Source organism: Pseudoalteromonas shioyasakiensis (assembly GCF_024518675.1).
Classification (GTDB): Bacteria; Pseudomonadota; Gammaproteobacteria; order Enterobacterales; family Alteromonadaceae; genus Pseudoalteromonas; species Pseudoalteromonas shioyasakiensis_B.
On record NZ_JANIGL010000001.1, the window covers coordinates 370,920 to 388,481 of the forward strand.

Consider the following 17,562-nt stretch of genomic DNA (forward strand, 5'->3'; position numbering starts at 1 on the left):
CCAAAGTTTACCGTTAAACAACCAGCTATTTAACTAGTATATCTAACCACACCATTCGGTGATCGGATGATGCATTTCTATCCTTTATCAATCTATAAAGCTCGCTGTTTTTCGGTGGCCAAAAAACACCGCCATCTTGAATGCTTATTCCGTATGTTGATGGTAATACATAATCAACTCTTGCTTGCCAATACGCCGTATAAGCAGCAGCGTACTGCTCTGAATAACTGCTAGCGGCTCCTTTACTCTTAGGTACAAACTCACTGTTAATAAGTGGATTTTTTAATATTTGATTTGTTGTTACTGGGCGTTTTTTATCACCTTGTGGAGCTGCGTTTAAATCTCCAACAATGACAAAGCGAGAATCGGCTTTCAAGCCACCTTTTACACCTTTATCATCATAAAGATACTCTGCGTTTTCGACGTAATCTTTAATTAATCTAACTTCATCGTGATTACGCTTACCGTTTCTATCTTCATCGCCGTCAAAAACGGGAGGTGTTGGGTGTGAGGCTAGTAAATGAACAGTCTCACCCTTAATATCAATAGGTAAATCCCAAAATGACTTAGAGCTCAAACGCATTGCTTGCCACTGAGGTTCATTGTACCAGTTCTTACCAGTTAACGGGTCGACTGGCATTTGTGCACCAGGCATGTCTTTATACTTAAAAGTTTGCAGCGTCCGGACCTTGACAAAATCTATGGGATACTTTGAAAGTACTGCCATCCCGTAGTGTCCTGGGAAGAAGCCAAAACCATATGCATCGCCAAGTTTACCGGTTTTTTTGCCGTCGTTATCAAAATCAAACTCAGACGCCACACCTGTATTAACTGGGCCAATATAAGTATATGGATAATTAATTGCGGGCTGCTTATTTTGACTGACTTTTAAGTAATGCTGTATAAAATAATCAATACCTTGTGATTTACTGACGTAGTCAAATTCATTCAATAATAAGATATCTGGGCGAACTCGCTGAATGATTTCTGCAATATTCTTTATTTGTTGATGATTACTTTTTAAAGCGTTGACCAACGCGTTAGCCTCAACACTTTCCCCTTTTGCCGTGTAATTTGTGGCATCCATACTTACGTTAAAGGTTGCTACTCGTACATTTGTTGCTGCTTGGACATCAGCTACCAAGTCACTGCTGATAAAAATACTCGTAATAGCTGCGACAATCAGTTTTAACTTCATTTAAATAAACCCGTCTAAAATTAATATTAAAATTACACTACTAACAACAATCCATAAAAGGATCGCCATTAAAAATGGTTTTATACCTGCCTTTTTAAGTACGCTTATAGATAACCCACTGCCAATTAAAAATAAGGTCATGACCAACAGCTGCCTAGCAGCATTGTTTAACAATGACCAAATAGATGAATAATCAGGCAAATATGTATTTATCAGTGCCGCGGCTAGAAAGCCTATAATAAAAAGCGGAATACTGGCTTTTTCTTCAGAGCGCCAAAATACACCAGCTAACGTTGTATACGGGATAATCCACATTGCACGTGTAAGTTTAACCGTGGTCGCAATACTTAATGCAACAGCACCATAAGTTGCTGATGCACCGACTACACTACTGGTATCATGAATCGCTAATGCGGCCCACATGCCAAACTGTTCTTGACTTAAATTAAAATAATGACCTATTGTAGGAAATAATAGTAATCCCGCCCCATTAAGCAAAAAAACCACACCTAACGCCACGGCAACTTCATGGTCTTTAGCTTTAATCACTGGCGCCATGGCAGCAATTGCGCTACCTCCACAAATTGCAGTACCAAACGAAATTAACACGCCTGTGTTACGGTTCAATTTAAATACTTGGGTAAGAATTTCACCTAAACCAATGATGGCGGTAATACTCACAATGGTGAGCACCAAAGAGCTGCGCCCTACCTCGATCACTTGATTAAAATCAACGGCAAAACCAAGACCAACGACGGCCGCTTTGAGCATCCATTTACTCGCAGTTTGTGATAATTCAGCAAAAGGGTTGCCTAAAACAATAGCAAAACCAGCGCCTAAGATAAGCGCAGAACCCGCACCAACAAAGGGAGTTAGGCATAAGCCTAATAACAAAATATAAAAAAACTTATGTAAATGTGTTTTCGCAGGCATTCATTTTCCAGAATACTTTATCACTATAGTTTACATAGGCTGACATAAATGATTGGCGAAAAAAAGAAAAAACGATGGATACAGCAAGTATAAGCCGAGCAGCATGCTCGGCTTATGGGTAGATTAATTCAAAATTAGCGATGTACTCGTGGCTAAAACGCCCGGGTATTGCTCTTCAGGCAGGGATTCTGCAAGTTCAGCTAAACGCTCTCCAAGTTCGTGTAAGCTTGAAGCTGAGACATTAATATGCCCCATTTTACGCCCTGGTTTAGCAGCTTTTCCATACCAATGGCTCGTAACATCAGGCACTTTTAATACATCATGCGGAATTGCTGACTGACCAAGTACATTGATCATCGCACTAACGTGTTTGAGCTCAGTATTACCGAGCGGTAAGCCCGCTACTGCGCGCATATGGTTTTCAAACTGTGAGCAATGTGTACCTTGTTGAGTCCAGTGTCCTGAGTTATGTACTCTGGGCGCTAACTCATTAACTAACAACTGACCACTTACATCAAAAAATTCAATGGCTAAAACGCCAACATAGTTAAGCTCATTGGCTATTTTATTAAATGCTTCTTCGGCTTGGTGTTGAATCGCTGATTTTTCTTTACCTGCAACAGAGAGTGTAAGCACGCCATTGGTGTGCTGGTTTTCTGTTAATGGGTAAATAACAGTATTCCCTGATTTATCTCGTGCGCCAATAATGGACACTTCACGATCAAATGGGATCATTTGCTCTGCAATAATACTGTGTGGCATTTGCTCTGTGCCTGAGGCAATAAAGTCAGCCATTTCAGACCAGATTTGCTCTATTTGATCATCAGATTTTAATCGCCACTGCCCTTTACCATCATAACCTGCTTGGCAGGTTTTAATGACTAAAGGTTTGCCAAGTAAAGCGACCGCTTGTTCAAGGTGGGCTTTTTCTGTAATAAGTTGATACGGCGCACATGAGACATCCGTTTTACTCAATAAGGCTTTTTCGATAGCCCGATCACCACCGGTTTTGATTGCATCTTTACCGGGGTAAAACTTATTACTTGCACAACACAGCGTAAGCACATCATCAGGAATATGCTCAAATTCAGCGGTTATGGCATCAACATCCGCAATTGCTTGCTCTAAAGTTGTATCATAAACGTGGTTAGTAAGCGGGTGAATAATCTTTTGACTACCCACATCGTAAGCAACTACATTTAAATTTAATGGGGCGCCAGCTAAGCTCATCATCCGAGCTAGTTGACCAGCACCTAAAATTAAAATTTTCATATTACTCTGCTGGATTAGGGTTAGCTAAAATAGTGTCGGTTTGCTCTTTACGGAACGCTTCTACTTTTGCAAAAATCTCAGGCTGCTGGCAACCTAAAATTTGTGCCGCTAATAAACCTGCGTTGGCAGCACCTGCATCACCGATGGCTAAAGTACCTACAGCTACGCCTTTAGGCATTTGGCAAATAGACAACAACGAATCAACGCCATTTAAGGTTTTAGATTTAACTGGTACACCGAGTACAGGCAAAGATGTAAAAGCAGCAGCCATTCCAGGTAAATGCGCAGCACCACCGGCACCGGCAATAATAACCTTAATGCCACGATCTGCTGCTGAACTTGCATAGTCAGCAAGTAATTGAGGAGTTCTGTGCGCTGAAACTACTTTAGTTTCATATGCGATGCCAAATTTATCAAGCATAGTCGCTGCGTGTTCCATAGTTGGCCAATCTGATTTGGAACCCATAATAATGCCAACAGTCATAAATACTCCTCAGTAAACTAATTTTCGAACTAATAGCGGACTTTTGTCCTTATTTTAAGGCGGTTATTATACACGTATTAAATATAAAATCGCGCTAAACGCGCAATAAAAAAGCCATGATTGACATGGCTTTTAAATAATCAAAATGCAGTGTTATGCCTCTTTACTGGCAAGGTATTCTGAGTAGGTGCCTCTAAAATCAATAATCTTAGAATCTTTTACTTCCCAAATACGAGTTGCAAGTGATGAAACAAACTGGCGGTCATGTGACACAAACAACAAGGTTCCTTCGTATGCTTCTAACGCTAAGTTTAATGCTTCGATAGACTCCATATCCATATGGTTGGTTGGTTCATCCATTAACAGTATATTTGGCTTATGCATCATAATCTTACCAAATAACATACGACCTTGTTCACCACCTGAGATAACTTTAACTGATTTTTTGATATCATTTTGTGAGAACAACATACGCCCTAAAAAGCTACGGACTACTTGTTCATCATCACCTTCTTGTTGCCACTGCTCCATCCATTGGAATAAGTTCATGTCTTGCTCAAACTCATCAGCGTGATCTTGTGCATAATAGCCAATATTTGCATTTTCAGACCATTTGAACTCACCTTGTTTTGGTGTAAGGCGACCAGCTAGAGTGTTTAATAATGTAGTTTTACCGACGCCGTTTTCACCGATAATGGCAATACGCTCCCCTACTTCCACAAGCCCTTCAAGCCCAGTGAAGAGCATCTCATCAAAACCCTGGCCAAGGTTATTAAGTTCTAGCGCGTTACGGAACAATTGTTTTTCTTGCTCGAAACGAATAAAAGGTGATTGACGAGAAGACGCTTTAACTTCGTCTAGTTGAATTTTATCAATTTGTTTAGCACGCGATGTTGCCTGTTTAGCTTTTGATGCATTGGCAGAGAAGCGAGATACGAACTGTTGTAATTCAGCTATTTGGCTTTTCTTCTTTGCATTTTCACTCAGTAAACGTTCACGGGCTTGTTCAGCAGCGTACATGTATTCATCGTAATTACCTGGGTAAATACGTAGCTCACCGTAATCAATATCTGCCATATGAGTACATACAGAGTTTAAGAAATGACGGTCATGGGAAATGATGATCATAGTACAGTCACGCTGATTCAACACATCTTCAAGCCATTTAATGGTATAAATATCCAAGTTATTGGTAGGCTCATCTAACAGCATAATATCAGGGTCTGAAAATAGTACTTGGGCTAACAAAACACGTAGTTTAAAACCCGGTGCAATTTCTGACATTGGGCCGTAGTGTTGAGCCGTATCAATACCCACACCCATTAATAATTCACCGGCTTTAGATTCAGCAGAATAACCATCCATTTCAGCAAATTCAGTCTCAAGATCGGCCACTTTCATGCCATCTTCTTCACTCATTTCAGGTAAGCTATAAATACGGTCGCGCTCTTGTTTTACTTGCCAAAGTTCTTTGTGACCCATGATCACGGTGTCAATGACTGAGTATTCTTCATAAGCAAACTGGTCTTGATTTAGTTTCGCTACTCGCTCATTTGGATCAGTACTAACGTTACCAGAGGAAGGTTCCAGTTCACCACTAAGAATCTTCATAAAAGTTGATTTACCACAGCCATTTGCACCAATTAAACCATAACGGTTTCCTTCGCCAAATTTTGCAGAAATGTTTTCAAATAATGGTTTAGCACCAAATTGCATGGTGATGTTAGCTGTACTAATAATAGCGCTACCCTCCAAGGGGAAATCATAGAAATTTAATTGGCTGGAGTTTAAACCAAAATGGGTGTTTTTTCTATGAAATATTGGTGAATAGAGTGCGCAACTAAATACCCTTAGCCTACAATTTATCTAGTATAAGCTTTAGCAAACTGAGGATTAATTTACTCTTAATATTATAAATTTCCTCTATACTAATTTAATGATATTTTTTCACTTTACCCATGACGTACCTTTGTTAGGATTGCGCGCTTATGGCAACACACGATATCTAAGGTCTAGTTAATGAACAAAAGACTATGCTCTACAATTATAACCGCAATTCTATGCACCCCTAGCGTACAAGCGCTTGAGGTTTACAACGACTCAAAAAACTCACTCTCTGTAGGTGGCTTCATTGATGCAAGAGTGATCCACACTCAGGGGCAAACCGAGATAGTCAATGGCGCATCGCGAATTAACTTTGATTTTAAAAGACAATTAAAAGAACATTGGTCGGCAATTGCTTTATTAGAATGGGGCGTAAACCCCGTTGGTAGTAGCGATATAATTTACAATAACCGATTTGAGTCAATACAAGATGAATTTTTATACAATCGTTTAGGTTATGTGGGTATCGCCCACGACCAATACGGCCAACTGACTATAGGTAAACAATGGGGTGCATGGTATGACGTTGTTTATAGCACAAACTATAGTTTAGTCTGGGACGGCAATGCAGCAGGTGTTTATACCTATAATAAAGATGACGGTGCTATCAATGGTACTGGTCGCGGCGATAAATTATTGCAATACCGCAATAGTTTTGGTGACTTGAGCATTGCAGCTCAAGTACAGTTTAAAAATAATGACTTTTACACCTGTGATATCGAGGCTATCTCGGAATCTGCGTGCGAAGCCCTATTCAATAATAATAGTAACTTAGCACAAAAAGTTGAGTTTAATTCTACCTATGCAACAGCTTTAACCTATCGCTTAACAGATAACTTTACGCTTACAGCTGGAGCAAACCGCGGTGAATTTAATATTGTTTACGCTGATGATGGTGCTATGCAAACAGCGGTAGACTTAATTTATGGTGCAGGTATTACGTATGGCAGCTTTAACAGAAAAGGCTTATATGTTGCTGCCAATATTAATAAAAATAAAAACCACGACACCGATAACATTGGTCGCCTTATTAAAGAAGCGGTAGGACTTGAATCCATGATTTCATACCGCTTTGATAATGATATACGCACTTTTTTAACCTACAACATATTCGACGCTGGTGATGATTACGTTATACAACCTAACTTCAATGCTGATCCAAATGATGTATTTAAACGTCAGTTTACTGTATTTGGTTTCCACTACCTATTTGATAAAGATACCGTTTTTTACATTGAAGCGAGAAAAGATTTTAGTGATTTTTCAAGTGCAGACAAAGAGCAAGAACAACAGATGGCCCAATCCGAGGACGATGGTATAGCCATTGGTTTTAACTACACCCTGTAGTTAAAAAATAAAAGCCTCACTCACTTTGATAGCTTATATTTAAAAGTGATCGAGGCTTTTATATAATGTTTAGTTTAAAACTATTCACAACAGTCTACTCCCCTTCTGGGTATTTCATATAAGCTTTGCTAAATTCACTTATTAAAAATTAATGTTATCGTGTTAGTCTTCCCTTAACAATTTAGCTATTGCTTAGGTAATGCGAAAACAAAAATAGTATGATGTGTTCTTTATTGCTTTTGTTCATCAAATTAGATTGTTAATTGAGTATAGCCAGATACTATCTTGGTATTGTTTAAAGCCTAAATTACTCAATAACTTTACTGAACGTGTATTTTCATTTTCAACACGAGCCATTATAGAAGTAACCGTTTGAGGAAACAAAACCTGAACTGTTTTAATCGTTAATAAATGCTGCAGAACTTCATTCATATAGCCTTGTTGCCAGAAGCTTTTTGCCAGCTCAAAACCTAACCAAGCCTGATTGTTTGACACATCATATAAGCCAACACTACCCATAAAACTATTATCTTGGTTATGCAAAATAGCAAAACGAACTCCTGTGCCTTCATAGTACGCGGCTAAATCATTTTGTATTAAAAGTTTAATATCGTCTCTACTTTGCGGTAAATTGTAATCATTATATTGTGCAACATCAGGCTCATTAAGCACCGCCCAAAGTGCTGGTGCATGTTTATGAGTAATTAAACTCAGGGTTACTCGCTCTAAGACTATATTGTTTTTCATAGTGATATGACTAAAAACTTTATCAAAAGTTATTATTACCTTAAGATACTCAACTAACAAGTGCTAAGGAGCCTGTAATGAGCGAAAATTTTAAAGTTATTCAACCAACTACAACTGTATATTGCCCAAAAAGAGGCGAAGGTTGGACTTTAACAGGTATTACAAGCATTGAAGAGTATACTTCAGTCATGTTTGATGGCGTTAGATACACTCTACCAGCAAGAGAAATAATTGAGCATTTATTGCCAAATCAAAAGATTCGAGAAACAGAAGTTTAAAGTAAATTTAACAAAAACCAATTACTTAGAATCATAATTTATTTATGTATTTACAAACACTCAGAGTTTTCATGTCAAAACTAACTCTTTTTCCTTAAGTTTAGAATGCTTTTTCCCATAGCTGATAAAAATATTAACATATAAGCTTTTCATAATTTCTTCAGGAGAGTAATTATGAAAAAAAATCAAATAAAACTAGCAGTAATTGCGGCAACTGTTACAGCTAGTTTCCAATTCGTACAAGCAGCCCAATGTCCTGGTCAACTGTATGGTATAAACGCAGGTCGAGGAGATACAGGAGTCGTTTTTAAACTTAATGAATCAAAAGAGTTAGTTGAAGCTCACTCTCTTGCTAAATTTAGCTCTTCTGCTTTAGCTTATGTTGAACCAATGAAGCGTTTATATTATGTTGCAGTACCTAGACCACTGGAATATAAGGTTGATGTTAGTCATTTAGAGTTAGATGACTCAAAACTTTCTTCACTAGCTATTTCTGGTTCAAAATTTCGTTATATCAAACTCGCCTATGTCGATTTAGATACCAATGAACATGTTGAAGTGGGCCGTACAGCTAATGTCTACGGGCTTACTTATGATAGTACTAATAACCAGCTAATTGGATTTTATAATAAAAAACTTTATGCGATTGACCCTGACAGCGCAGAAACAACTGAGCTCGGGGCTATATCAGGAATTAATGATTCAGGTTATTGGCGTGGTGATCTTGTATATCAAGGCTCACAACTAGTATTAATTACAAGTAAATCAATTTACAACATTAATAAAAATACTCTAAAAGCGACTAAACGGGCAGATCATAGTGTAGGTTCTGTTACTGGCGCTACATTTGGTCAACAAGGAAATTTACTTGTTACTAAGACTATCCTCACTGATTTAGGCCACGCAAATAAAACATATGTATATAATTTAGATATTGATTCAGGTAATAGCATAAAAGTAGCGACCCTACCTGCACGAATTAATGATCTTGCAACTAGTTCACAGATGACTGATTGTTATACAGAATCATTACCAACACCAACCACTGGTGGTTCAAATGGTACTGACCCCGGTAACACTGGAGAATGTGTTATCACACAAAAGTGGACTGTTGATTATGAATTTATTCGCGCTGAATCAAATCTAGAGAATATATGGGGCTGGGAAGACGACTTTGGTAATTTCCACCCGTTATTAGATGAAACACAGAACGGCAAAGGCACTGCTGCTGTAACTCGCAAAGGTGGAGGGCCTATATTTAGGTTAGCTGTAAATGGCGACATAAATAACTCTTCTAATGCAGCTGTGAACGATTACGCACGAAATGGTTACAGAATACAATTCTGGGAAGATAAATGGGTTTCTGGAAGTATAAATAATGATTTCGATGACTATGTGGTCAAATACAGCTACTCTTCTGCTGGTGATGTAGAGTCTTGTAATAATTAATAGTGAATACATATTGATATGTTTAATTAGGCACAATTAATTTCCCTCCTAGCCCTAGCTAATACTAGGGCTTTTTTATTCGCTCCCCGATTGGTACACCATACGAATAGTTGATAGTAGTAATAATCTTGGATATTTTAAAAAATGTAGTCGCTCAATAACTACAATAAGTTAGCCATATTTTTCTGAACAACATAGTAATCGTCAGTGTAGTCCTCGCTTCCATAGATGCTTTTGCAACTATCATTATCTTATCTTACATAACTAGCCATCTAGCATAATTGCCTTTGTAGCTAAAATTAATTTAGCTACTTTTAAGTCATGTTCTGGCTTAGCAGCCATGCTTATATTTTGTGTAACTATTGATGTTAGATGATTCGCTATTTTTATGGAGTCGTTATTGTTCATCACTAACGCAAAAGTGTGAGGGACATAGCTATCGTATTCGTCGTTCCAATCATCAGTACCATCATTAACTTTAATTGGGTCCCATTGTTCCCATAAAATTTTTGCTACTTCTTTGTAAAAGCGCGTTTGTTTGCTGTTTAGTTTGTTCATTGACTTTTTCATTGATTAGTATTTAAATCACCTGTACCCACTACGGTACAACCTATCTAATATAACTAAATAATGCATCATTATTATTAAGCAAAATAATAGCTTAAAAACAAGACATAACTCTTTCACTTACTACAGACATTTAACCTCTTTATTAAAACGAAACTCTGAGTAATTGTGTTCTATGGTTTTAATTAAGCTCGCTGTTGATTATGATCAGGCTACATTGGTTGTACTATTAAGTAAGCAATTTATATAAAAGGATTACTATGCCAGATTTTAATGAATCTCCAGATCAAATTGTACAAGCCACCGAAGGCTATGTGATGCAACAAACCATGTTGCGTATTAAAGATCCCAAGCCATCGGTCGCGTTTTATCAAAATGTATTAGGTATGAAACTACTAGGTAAATATGACTTCCCAGACATGAAATTCACCTTGTATTTTTTAGGCTATGAGCAAACCATGCCAGAAGGTGACGATAAAACTACAATACAGTGGGTATTTCAACGCCCGGCTCTCATTGAGTTGACACATAACTGGGGCACTGAAAGCGATGATAGTTTTACCGGCTATGTCAGTGGCAATGAACAGCCAAAGGGCTTTGGCCATATTGGTATAAGCGTGCCTGATGTGTATGAAGCCTGTGAGCGCTTTACTAAATATGATGTAGAATTTGTAAAAAAACCAGATGACGGCTTAATGAAAGGCTTGGCTTTTATTAAAGATCCAGATGGATATTGGATTGAAATACTCTCACCGCAGTGCATTACAGAAATCATCCAATCACAATAGTTAATTTAGAATTTAAAAGCCTGCAGATGCAGGCTTTTATACTAACCAAACTTAACGGCGCAGTGCGTCTATTCGCTCATCTAGCGGTGGGTGTGATGAAAACAACTCAGCCATTCCTTTGCCACTGGCGATACCAAAAGCCATCATTGAGCCTTGTAATTGTGAAGGATGGTTTTGTTTTAAACGCTCAAGCGCTGAGCGCATTTTATCTGCGCCAACTAAACGCGCAGCGCCACTATCAGCTGCAAATTCACGCTTACGACTATAATGCGCCACAACAACACTGGCTAAAACACCAAATAACACTTGGAATAACATATCGAATAGGAAGTATGTCCAACTGCCCCCCCCCTCTTCTTCGTCGCTATTAATAAAGTTATCAACAATACCTGCAAGTACTTTTGCTGCGAATATAACAAAGGTGTTGACTACGCCTTGTATCAAGGTCAGTGTTACCATATCACCATTAGCAACATGTGATACTTCATGTGCTAGCACCGCCTCTGCTTGGTCTTTATTCATGCTATGCATTAAACCTGTGCTGACAGCAACCAATGAATTATTCTTACTCGGTCCGGTTGCAAACGCGTTCATTTCTGGGCTATCGTAAATAGCCACTTCAGGCATGGCAATCCCGGCCTTTTTAGCCTGCTCTGCAACAGTAGTCACAAGCCAGTGTTCCATTTCATTTTTAGGGTTTATAATCACATGTGCCCCAGTTGATTTTTTTGCCATCCACTTAGACATATACAATGAGATAAAAGAGCCCCCGAAACCAAATACAGCAGCAATCAGTAATATACCACCTAAACTACGATGACTTAGGCCCAATGCACTCATTATAATTGACAGCACCACACCTAATACCAACATAACCGCTAGATTAGTTAATAAAAACAAAAATACACGTTTCATACAGTTCTCCAAAAACCACATTTATCGCTGAGCGACTTTATCGATATGTGATTGCTATGAGCAAACCACACAATGACACACTATGTCATAACTTAGGCTATTCTGTGACAAACTATGTCATAAAGCAAGTAATCTATATCGCAAAATAAAACATAAATGATTTTGTCTGCTTTTACTGCTATTGCAAAACTAGGCTTAAGTAAGGGCGGAACTTAATTTTAAAAAAATGATTAAGTACCTAACTGTGAAAATTCTTACAACATTTAAGTAACGTCTGATACACCGAAAGGATTACCGCTATTAAATTGTACTCAATGGTTCAATGTGTGTTCAAACTTAACAAGGTTACGACAATTATGAAAAAATTTCCTTTATCACTTATCGCATTATCAACAACAGCGATGATCTCATCATTTCAAAGTGCTCACGCTAATCAATGTGACGGGCAACTATATGGAATAAACGCAGGTCGTGGTGATACAGCTATCGTATTTAAATTAGATGAGTTTAACCAAGATGCACAAGCTCACTCACGTGCCAAATTCAGTTCATCGGCCCTAGCCCATGTAAAAGCAACAAATCGTTTATATTATGTATCAGCCCCTCGTCCAATTGACTATAAAGTAGATGTTGATCACTTGGACTTCAATTCAACAGAGCTTAATTCACTGCCTATTAGTGGCAGTAAATTTAAGTACATTAAATTAGCTTATGTAGATTTAACGACAAATGAGCATGTTGAAGTTGGACGTACTAAAAATATGTACCGTTTAACTTATGATGAGCAAAACAACCGTTTATTAGGTTCGTATAAAAATAAGCTTTATCAAATCTCACCGGAGACTGCAGAAACAACTTTACTCGGTGAAATTAAGGGCCTTGAAGGCGATAAAGGTATTTGGCGCGGCGATTTGGTTTACAAAGGTTCTGAGCTGGTATTAGTGACAAGTTCTTCTATTTACACAGTTGATATTGATACCCTCACAGCAACTAAATTATCTGATCATAACTTATCTGCAGTAACAGGGGCGGCGATTAATCAACAAGGTGAGATATTACTTAGTAAAACAACAATGACGGATTTAGGCCACTCTAATAAATCAGCGCTCTACAAAGTTAACAAAAATACCGGAAATACCTGCCACGTTGCTGACTTTCCAGTGCGTATAAATGACTTAGCAACTAATTTCAATGAGTCTAGCTCTTGCTATGCTGCACCTTTGTGTGGCGTGTCTGATATTCCTGCTATTACATTATCGCCTGTTACAGACTCAGTTACTGAAGGAAATACACTCAGTTATGAACTCAAATTAAGTAATACGTTTGAACAAGATGTTGAAGTTTTTATTTCAACAACTCCCATGACAGCTAGCGCAAGCGATTACAGTTATACCAACCAAACGGTTGTTATACCAGCAGGACAAACTACACACACTATCACTATTACAACAATAGATAACGACGATTACAGTGACGATAAAACATTTACCCTTACTGCAACAGCGCAAAATAATGCCACAGGATCTATCAGCGCACCTGCGTATATTTTAAATGATGATGAGCAGTGCATTGTAGAAAACTACACCCGGATTAATTATTCGTTTGTGTCAGAGCAGTCGCGAAACAATAATGATTGGGGGATTAAGGTAAATGGTCAATATATCAAGCTTCTTGATGAACAAGGCCCTGATGGCTATTACGATGTAAAAGCTAGTGATTCAATTACTTATGTTCTTGCCGTTAATGGTGATGCTACTAAGCTTAAAACTGTATTCAAAAAGTCTGGTAACAAACAGTATTGGGAAGATCAAAGTGATAATGACTTTAACGACTTTGTTGTAAGTGTTAGTACCCAACCAATACAATCAGGTTGCAATTAATACACTAACTAAAAAGCCAGCATTGCTGGCTTTTTAGTATCCGAGATTTCAATCGTTATGAATTAATCGATAACGCTGCCAGTAGAGATTTATAAATTTGTAACTTAGGTGTTTGCTCAGTATAAGGGCTTATTGCTAGTAATGGAAAAGGGAGCCGCTGTTTAAGCGACTCAAGATTTGCTTGGTATTCATCCATTTCATCATCTATTTGATTTGCAATCCAGCCAATACAATTTACACCCATACTTTGCATATGCGCAGCAGTTAATAAAGCATGGTTAATACAGCCAAGTTTCATACCTACAACCAAAATGACAGGCAGTTGCTCTGCCTTTACCCAGTCATATAGATATTCAGAGTCATTTAGCGGTAATGCCCAGCCACCAGCCCCTTCAGTGAGAATATAATCAGAGCCTTGCAGCTTAGTTTGCTGATACGCCGCGCTAATGTTAGCGACACTTAATGTGGTACCCACTTTCTGTGCCGCAATATGTGGCGCTATGGCCGGTGCAAATGAAAAAGGGTTAATAATATCGTATTTTGCGCTTACCGTAGCACTTTCCATCAAGATTAATGCATCAGCATTAACGAGCTGATCAAACGCCATTTCACACCCCGACGCAATGGGTTTAAACCCCATTGCGCGCTTTTTATGTTGCGCCAAAAGTTTAAGTAATAAGCTTGTTACATGGGTTTTTCCGGCATCGGTATCAGTACCGGTTATAAAAAATTCTTTCATACAGTGATTGCTCTTTTTTGCAAGCTAAACAGCCCAACATGGTAACTAACTATGGCTTGCCCTGCTATTAGCGGATATCCATCACATACTTTTTTTAACGCTGACTTTGTTAATAAGCCTTGGCGCTTGTTTTGACTGTGTATATTTGTCGCCCCAATAGCTTTAATTGAACGCATGGCATGTAAGGGCTCAGGATACGTATCTTGGTAGCATTTTAATTCAGCATTTTCGATGATAAAACCACAATGTTGAATAAATTGTTTGGTTTGTTCAAAGCTATGAAATTCATTAACGTGGTTTTGACTATCAATAGTCTTAAATGCGGTGATAATTTCATTAAGTGAACCCGCACATACACAGCTTAGGTAAACTCTACCACCCGGCTTTAAGATGCGCATTAACTCAGTAAACAATCGATTTAAATTAGCTGACCACTGAACAGCAAAATTACTATAAACGGCATCAAACGACTCAGACTGAAAAGGTAATGCATCCATATCACCACACACCGCGGTTTTGTCAGCATTATTTTGCTTTAACATTCCTAAACTAAGATCAAAGGGTAAAACATAATCATAATGCCGCTTTAGCTTATCTAAATTAACTCCTGGGCCTGCTCCCAAATCTAAACAAACCTTGGCACCCTGTACATTAAGCTGTCTAAATAAAGCATTGGCAGAGCGCTTTTGAACATTTGCATGTAGTTCATAACTCGTCACAGCCCCAGAAAACTTTGCCGCAGTACGGCTTTTTACTTGGCTATGCTTTGCTATTGCGCGAGGTAAGCGCTGTTTGACTAATAAAGCGGTCATAAAGCATTTACCAGTTCATTGACGAGCCGTTCAATATCATTTTTGTCATGCGCCGCAGTTAAAGTGATCCTTAATCTAGCCGTATTAAAAGGAACCGTCGGGGGGCGAATCGCACTAAGCCAAATGCCCTGTTGCTTAAGTTTATTAGCAACCATGAGCGTCTGCTCGGCGCAGCCCAGTACAATAGGTTGGATAGCACTGTTTGATGGCATAACCGCAATTTTATACTCAGCAGCAAGCTGTTGAAAAAGCGTAATGTTATTAGCTAACTTTTGACGCCGTTGATCGCCTTGTTGAGAATAAATTTGTTGCAACCTCACTAAAGTATGCTGAGCAATTAAAGGTGACATACCTGTAGAATATATATAATCACGATTATACTGCAGCATATAATCAATCACTTCTTTACTGGCTAACACGCACGCCCCGCTGCTTGCAACGGCTTTACCAAAGGTAATAACCAATAACTGTGGTTTAATTTGCTCACAGCTTCCCAGCCCCTGCTCACCCTGTACACCAAAACCATGAGCGTCATCAATCATTAACCATGCATTGTGCTCGTTAGCAATGGCATAAAGTTCAGCTATGGGTGCGCTGTCACCATCCATCGAAAACACCCCTTCACTAATAATCAACTTATTAGTGGCCTTTGATTTTTGCAAACGAGCAGTCAGATGCTTCATATCATTATGGTTAAAACGAACCATAGCCGCTTGTGAGTTCAAACCACCATCAATTAAACTAGCGTGATTCAATTTGTCATGAAACATCATGCTTTGCTGAGCCACTTGTTGGTCTTGAAACAAAGCCTTTAATACACTGCTATTTGCACTGAACCCACTATTAAATAGTAATGCAGACTCATACCCAAGTTTGTTACATAAATAACTTTCTAAATCATGTGCCGCTTGAGTATAACCTGTAACTAAGGGTGAACTATGACTACCCAGTTGAGTTAACTCGTTATTTTTAAGTGCATCAGCAGCAAAACCTAAATAGTCATTGCTTGCAAAATTTAGATACGTTTTACCAGCAACGGATATGTGACATGATGAATGTTGGCTAACTAATTGTCGTTCACGTAATAATGCATCTTCACGGCGTTTTTGAAGATGCGTTTTGAGGTATGAAAATGCCATTATGCTTCGTAAAATAGCTCTGAGGCGGCTTTATCTGCCACTTTTGAAATCAATGAAGCTTCATGGGCTTCATCAGAATAATCGTGGCGTTTTTCCGGATTCATACCCAATTTCTTAATTAACTTCATATCAGCATCAGCTTCAGGATTTTCTGTGGTCAGCAGTTTATCACCATAAAAAATAGAATTCGCGCCTGCAAAGAAACACATCGATTGCATTTGCTCATTCATCGCGTTACGCCCTGCTGATAGACGTACATAACTGTAAGGCATCATAATACGTGCTGTGGCAATAGTACGGATAAAATCAAAATGGTCTAAGTCGTCAACATTCTCAAGTGGCGTGCCTTTAACTTTTACCAACATATTAATTGGCACGCTCTCTGGTTGTTGCGGTAAGTTTGCAAGGCCCATTAATAAACCAAACCTATCAGACGCTTGCTCGCCCATCCCGACAATACCGCCAGAGCACACTTTCATACCGGCATCTCGCACATTACCAATAGTGTCTAAGCGGTCTTGATAAGTACGAGTGGTAATAATTTGTTCATAATATTCAGGTGAGGTGTCAAGGTTATGGTTATAATAATCAAGTCCTGCATCTCTTAAAGCATGGGCTTTGTCGTTATCAAGCATACCAAGGGTCATACAGGTTTCTAACCCTAGCTGTTTTACTTCTTTAACCATCTTAGAGATATAAGGCATGTCTCTGTCTTTTGGATCAGACCAGGCCGCGCCCATACAAAAACGGGTCGCGCCTTTTTCTTTTGCAACACGTGCTTGCTCAACAACCTTTTCAACTTCTAGTAGGCGCTCCCGCTCTAAATCCGTTTTATAGTGACCCGATTGCGGGCAGTATTTACAATCTTCAGGGCATGCGCCTGTTTTTATAGACAGTAAAGTCGATATCTGCACTTCATTGGGATTAAAATTAGCACGATGAACCGATGCGGCTTTAAATAACAAGTCATTGAATGGCATTTCAAATAATGCTTTAACTTCTTTGTGAGTCCAATCGTGGCGAACAGCTGCAAGCTCCATAAATCTCTCTTTTTATTTTTCATGACGGTGGATATTGGCTTAGTCTACGACTTGGCGTAACATTGTCAACGAACCAAAGCCTAATTAAGT

Annotated in this window: 17 protein-coding genes; 5 read left to right on the top strand and 12 right to left on the bottom strand. The window is 38.6% G+C overall.

Going from position 1 to position 17,562, the window contains the following annotated elements:
- Positions 1-25 precede the first annotated feature (25 nt).
- The 5 genes from NQT69_RS01615 to NQT69_RS01635 form a co-directional block, all read right to left on the bottom strand.
- Complete coding sequence (locus NQT69_RS01615) at positions 26-1,198, bottom strand: endonuclease/exonuclease/phosphatase family protein (protein ID WP_256825963.1); 1,173 nt, start codon at positions 1,196-1,198, stop codon at positions 26-28.
- Positions 1,199-2,131: a YeiH family protein gene (locus NQT69_RS01620; RefSeq protein WP_256825964.1), complete on the bottom strand. Its 933-nt coding sequence runs from the start codon at positions 2,129-2,131 to the stop codon at positions 1,199-1,201. It lies immediately after the preceding gene.
- Between the two features lie 123 nt (positions 2,132-2,254).
- Positions 2,255-3,403, bottom strand: coding sequence for a 5-(carboxyamino)imidazole ribonucleotide synthase (locus NQT69_RS01625; protein ID WP_256825965.1), 1,149 nt, complete (start codon positions 3,401-3,403; stop codon positions 2,255-2,257).
- 1 nt (position 3,404) lies between these two features.
- Positions 3,405-3,887, bottom strand: coding sequence for a 5-(carboxyamino)imidazole ribonucleotide mutase (gene purE, locus NQT69_RS01630; protein ID WP_256825966.1), 483 nt, complete (start codon positions 3,885-3,887; stop codon positions 3,405-3,407).
- A gap of 153 nt (positions 3,888-4,040) precedes the next feature.
- Positions 4,041-5,627: an ABC-F family ATPase gene (locus tag NQT69_RS01635; RefSeq protein ID WP_256826716.1), complete on the bottom strand. Its 1,587-nt coding sequence runs from the start codon at positions 5,625-5,627 to the stop codon at positions 4,041-4,043.
- A gap of 279 nt (positions 5,628-5,906) precedes the next feature.
- On the opposite strand from NQT69_RS01635, the gene NQT69_RS01640 reads away from it, so the two are divergent.
- Positions 5,907-7,118 carry a porin gene (locus tag NQT69_RS01640; RefSeq protein WP_256825967.1) on the top strand — a complete coding sequence of 404 codons (1,212 nt, stop codon included), beginning with the start codon at positions 5,907-5,909 and terminating at the stop codon, positions 7,116-7,118.
- Positions 7,119-7,364: 246 nt separating this feature from the next.
- Here the strand turns inward: NQT69_RS01640 and NQT69_RS01645 are convergent, their stop codons facing one another.
- Positions 7,365-7,865, bottom strand: coding sequence for a GNAT family N-acetyltransferase (locus tag NQT69_RS01645; RefSeq protein WP_256825968.1), 501 nt, complete (start codon positions 7,863-7,865; stop codon positions 7,365-7,367).
- Positions 7,866-7,942: 77 nt separating this feature from the next.
- On the opposite strand from NQT69_RS01645, the gene NQT69_RS01650 reads away from it, so the two are divergent.
- Together NQT69_RS01650 and NQT69_RS01655 are read left to right on the top strand one after the other, a co-directional pair.
- A complete protein-coding gene (locus tag NQT69_RS01650) occupies positions 7,943-8,143 on the top strand; it encodes a hypothetical protein (protein ID WP_256825969.1) in 201 nt (66 codons plus the stop codon).
- 174 nt (positions 8,144-8,317) lie between these two features.
- Positions 8,318-9,592, top strand: coding sequence for a hypothetical protein (locus NQT69_RS01655; protein WP_256825970.1), 1,275 nt, complete (start codon positions 8,318-8,320; stop codon positions 9,590-9,592).
- A gap of 264 nt (positions 9,593-9,856) precedes the next feature.
- Here NQT69_RS01655 and NQT69_RS01660 read toward each other — a convergent pair whose 3' ends face one another.
- Entirely contained in the window at positions 9,857-10,150 is a 294-nt protein-coding gene (locus NQT69_RS01660; protein WP_256825971.1) for a hypothetical protein, read from the bottom strand.
- A 269-nt stretch (positions 10,151-10,419) separates the two neighbouring features.
- On the opposite strand from NQT69_RS01660, the gene gloA reads away from it, so the two are divergent.
- Positions 10,420-10,947, top strand: a complete 528-nt coding sequence (gene gloA, locus NQT69_RS01665) for a lactoylglutathione lyase (protein WP_256825972.1) — start codon at positions 10,420-10,422, stop codon at positions 10,945-10,947.
- Between the two features lie 51 nt (positions 10,948-10,998).
- Here gloA and htpX read toward each other — a convergent pair whose 3' ends face one another.
- The gene (htpX, locus tag NQT69_RS01670) at positions 10,999-11,862 is read right to left on the bottom strand and encodes a protease HtpX (protein WP_256825973.1); all 864 of its coding nucleotides are present in this window, start codon (positions 11,860-11,862) and stop codon (positions 10,999-11,001) included.
- Positions 11,863-12,218: 356 nt separating this feature from the next.
- Between htpX and NQT69_RS01675 the strand changes: the two genes are divergently transcribed.
- Complete coding sequence (locus NQT69_RS01675) at positions 12,219-13,742, top strand: Calx-beta domain-containing protein (protein WP_256825974.1); 1,524 nt, start codon at positions 12,219-12,221, stop codon at positions 13,740-13,742.
- 55 nt (positions 13,743-13,797) lie between these two features.
- Here the strand turns inward: NQT69_RS01675 and bioD are convergent, their stop codons facing one another.
- The 4 genes from bioD to bioB are packed head-to-tail and all read right to left on the bottom strand — an operon-like array spanning position 13,798 to position 17,472.
- The gene (gene bioD / locus NQT69_RS01680; protein WP_256825975.1) at positions 13,798-14,481 is read right to left on the bottom strand and encodes a dethiobiotin synthase; all 684 of its coding nucleotides are present in this window, start codon (positions 14,479-14,481) and stop codon (positions 13,798-13,800) included.
- Positions 14,478-15,293 (bottom strand): methyltransferase domain-containing protein, encoded by an 816-nt coding sequence (locus NQT69_RS01685; protein WP_256825976.1) that lies wholly within the window; start codon positions 15,291-15,293, stop codon positions 14,478-14,480. Before NQT69_RS01685 ends, bioD begins: the two co-directional genes overlap by 4 nt.
- On the bottom strand, positions 15,290-16,432 hold the full coding sequence (locus NQT69_RS01690; protein ID WP_256825977.1) for an 8-amino-7-oxononanoate synthase: 1,143 nt from the start codon (positions 16,430-16,432) through the stop codon (positions 15,290-15,292). Before NQT69_RS01690 ends, NQT69_RS01685 begins: the two co-directional genes overlap by 4 nt.
- Positions 16,432-17,472, bottom strand: coding sequence for a biotin synthase BioB (bioB, locus tag NQT69_RS01695; RefSeq protein ID WP_256825978.1), 1,041 nt, complete (start codon positions 17,470-17,472; stop codon positions 16,432-16,434). Before bioB ends, NQT69_RS01690 begins: the two co-directional genes overlap by 1 nt.
- Positions 17,473-17,562 lie beyond the last annotated feature (90 nt).

Bases quoted from the DNA above. Each gene is read 5' to 3' on its own strand.
- NQT69_RS01620 (WP_256825964.1), bottom strand. From the start codon at position 2,131: ATGCCTGCGAAAACACATTTACATAAGTTTTTTTATATTTTGTTATTA.
- NQT69_RS01660 (WP_256825971.1), bottom strand. From the start codon at position 10,150: ATGAACAAACTAAACAGCAAACAAACGCGCTTTTACAAAGAAGTAGCA.
- htpX (WP_256825973.1), bottom strand. From the start codon at position 11,862: ATGAAACGTGTATTTTTGTTTTTATTAACTAATCTAGCGGTTATGTTG.
- NQT69_RS01675 (WP_256825974.1), top strand. From the start codon at position 12,219: ATGAAAAAATTTCCTTTATCACTTATCGCATTATCAACAACAGCGATG.
- gloA (WP_256825972.1), top strand. From the start codon at position 10,420: ATGCCAGATTTTAATGAATCTCCAGATCAAATTGTACAAGCCACCGAA.
- bioD (WP_256825975.1), bottom strand. From the start codon at position 14,481: ATGAAAGAATTTTTTATAACCGGTACTGATACCGATGCCGGAAAAACC.
- NQT69_RS01640 (WP_256825967.1), top strand. From the start codon at position 5,907: ATGAACAAAAGACTATGCTCTACAATTATAACCGCAATTCTATGCACC.
- NQT69_RS01645 (WP_256825968.1), bottom strand. From the start codon at position 7,865: ATGAAAAACAATATAGTCTTAGAGCGAGTAACCCTGAGTTTAATTACT.
- NQT69_RS01625 (WP_256825965.1), bottom strand. From the start codon at position 3,403: ATGAAAATTTTAATTTTAGGTGCTGGTCAACTAGCTCGGATGATGAGC.
- NQT69_RS01615 (WP_256825963.1), bottom strand. From the start codon at position 1,198: ATGAAGTTAAAACTGATTGTCGCAGCTATTACGAGTATTTTTATCAGC.
- NQT69_RS01650 (WP_256825969.1), top strand. From the start codon at position 7,943: ATGAGCGAAAATTTTAAAGTTATTCAACCAACTACAACTGTATATTGC.
- NQT69_RS01685 (WP_256825976.1), bottom strand. From the start codon at position 15,293: ATGACCGCTTTATTAGTCAAACAGCGCTTACCTCGCGCAATAGCAAAG.
- purE (WP_256825966.1), bottom strand. From the start codon at position 3,887: ATGACTGTTGGCATTATTATGGGTTCCAAATCAGATTGGCCAACTATG.
- NQT69_RS01655 (WP_256825970.1), top strand. From the start codon at position 8,318: ATGAAAAAAAATCAAATAAAACTAGCAGTAATTGCGGCAACTGTTACA.
- NQT69_RS01690 (WP_256825977.1), bottom strand. From the start codon at position 16,432: ATGGCATTTTCATACCTCAAAACGCATCTTCAAAAACGCCGTGAAGAT.
- bioB (WP_256825978.1), bottom strand. From the start codon at position 17,472: ATGGAGCTTGCAGCTGTTCGCCACGATTGGACTCACAAAGAAGTTAAA.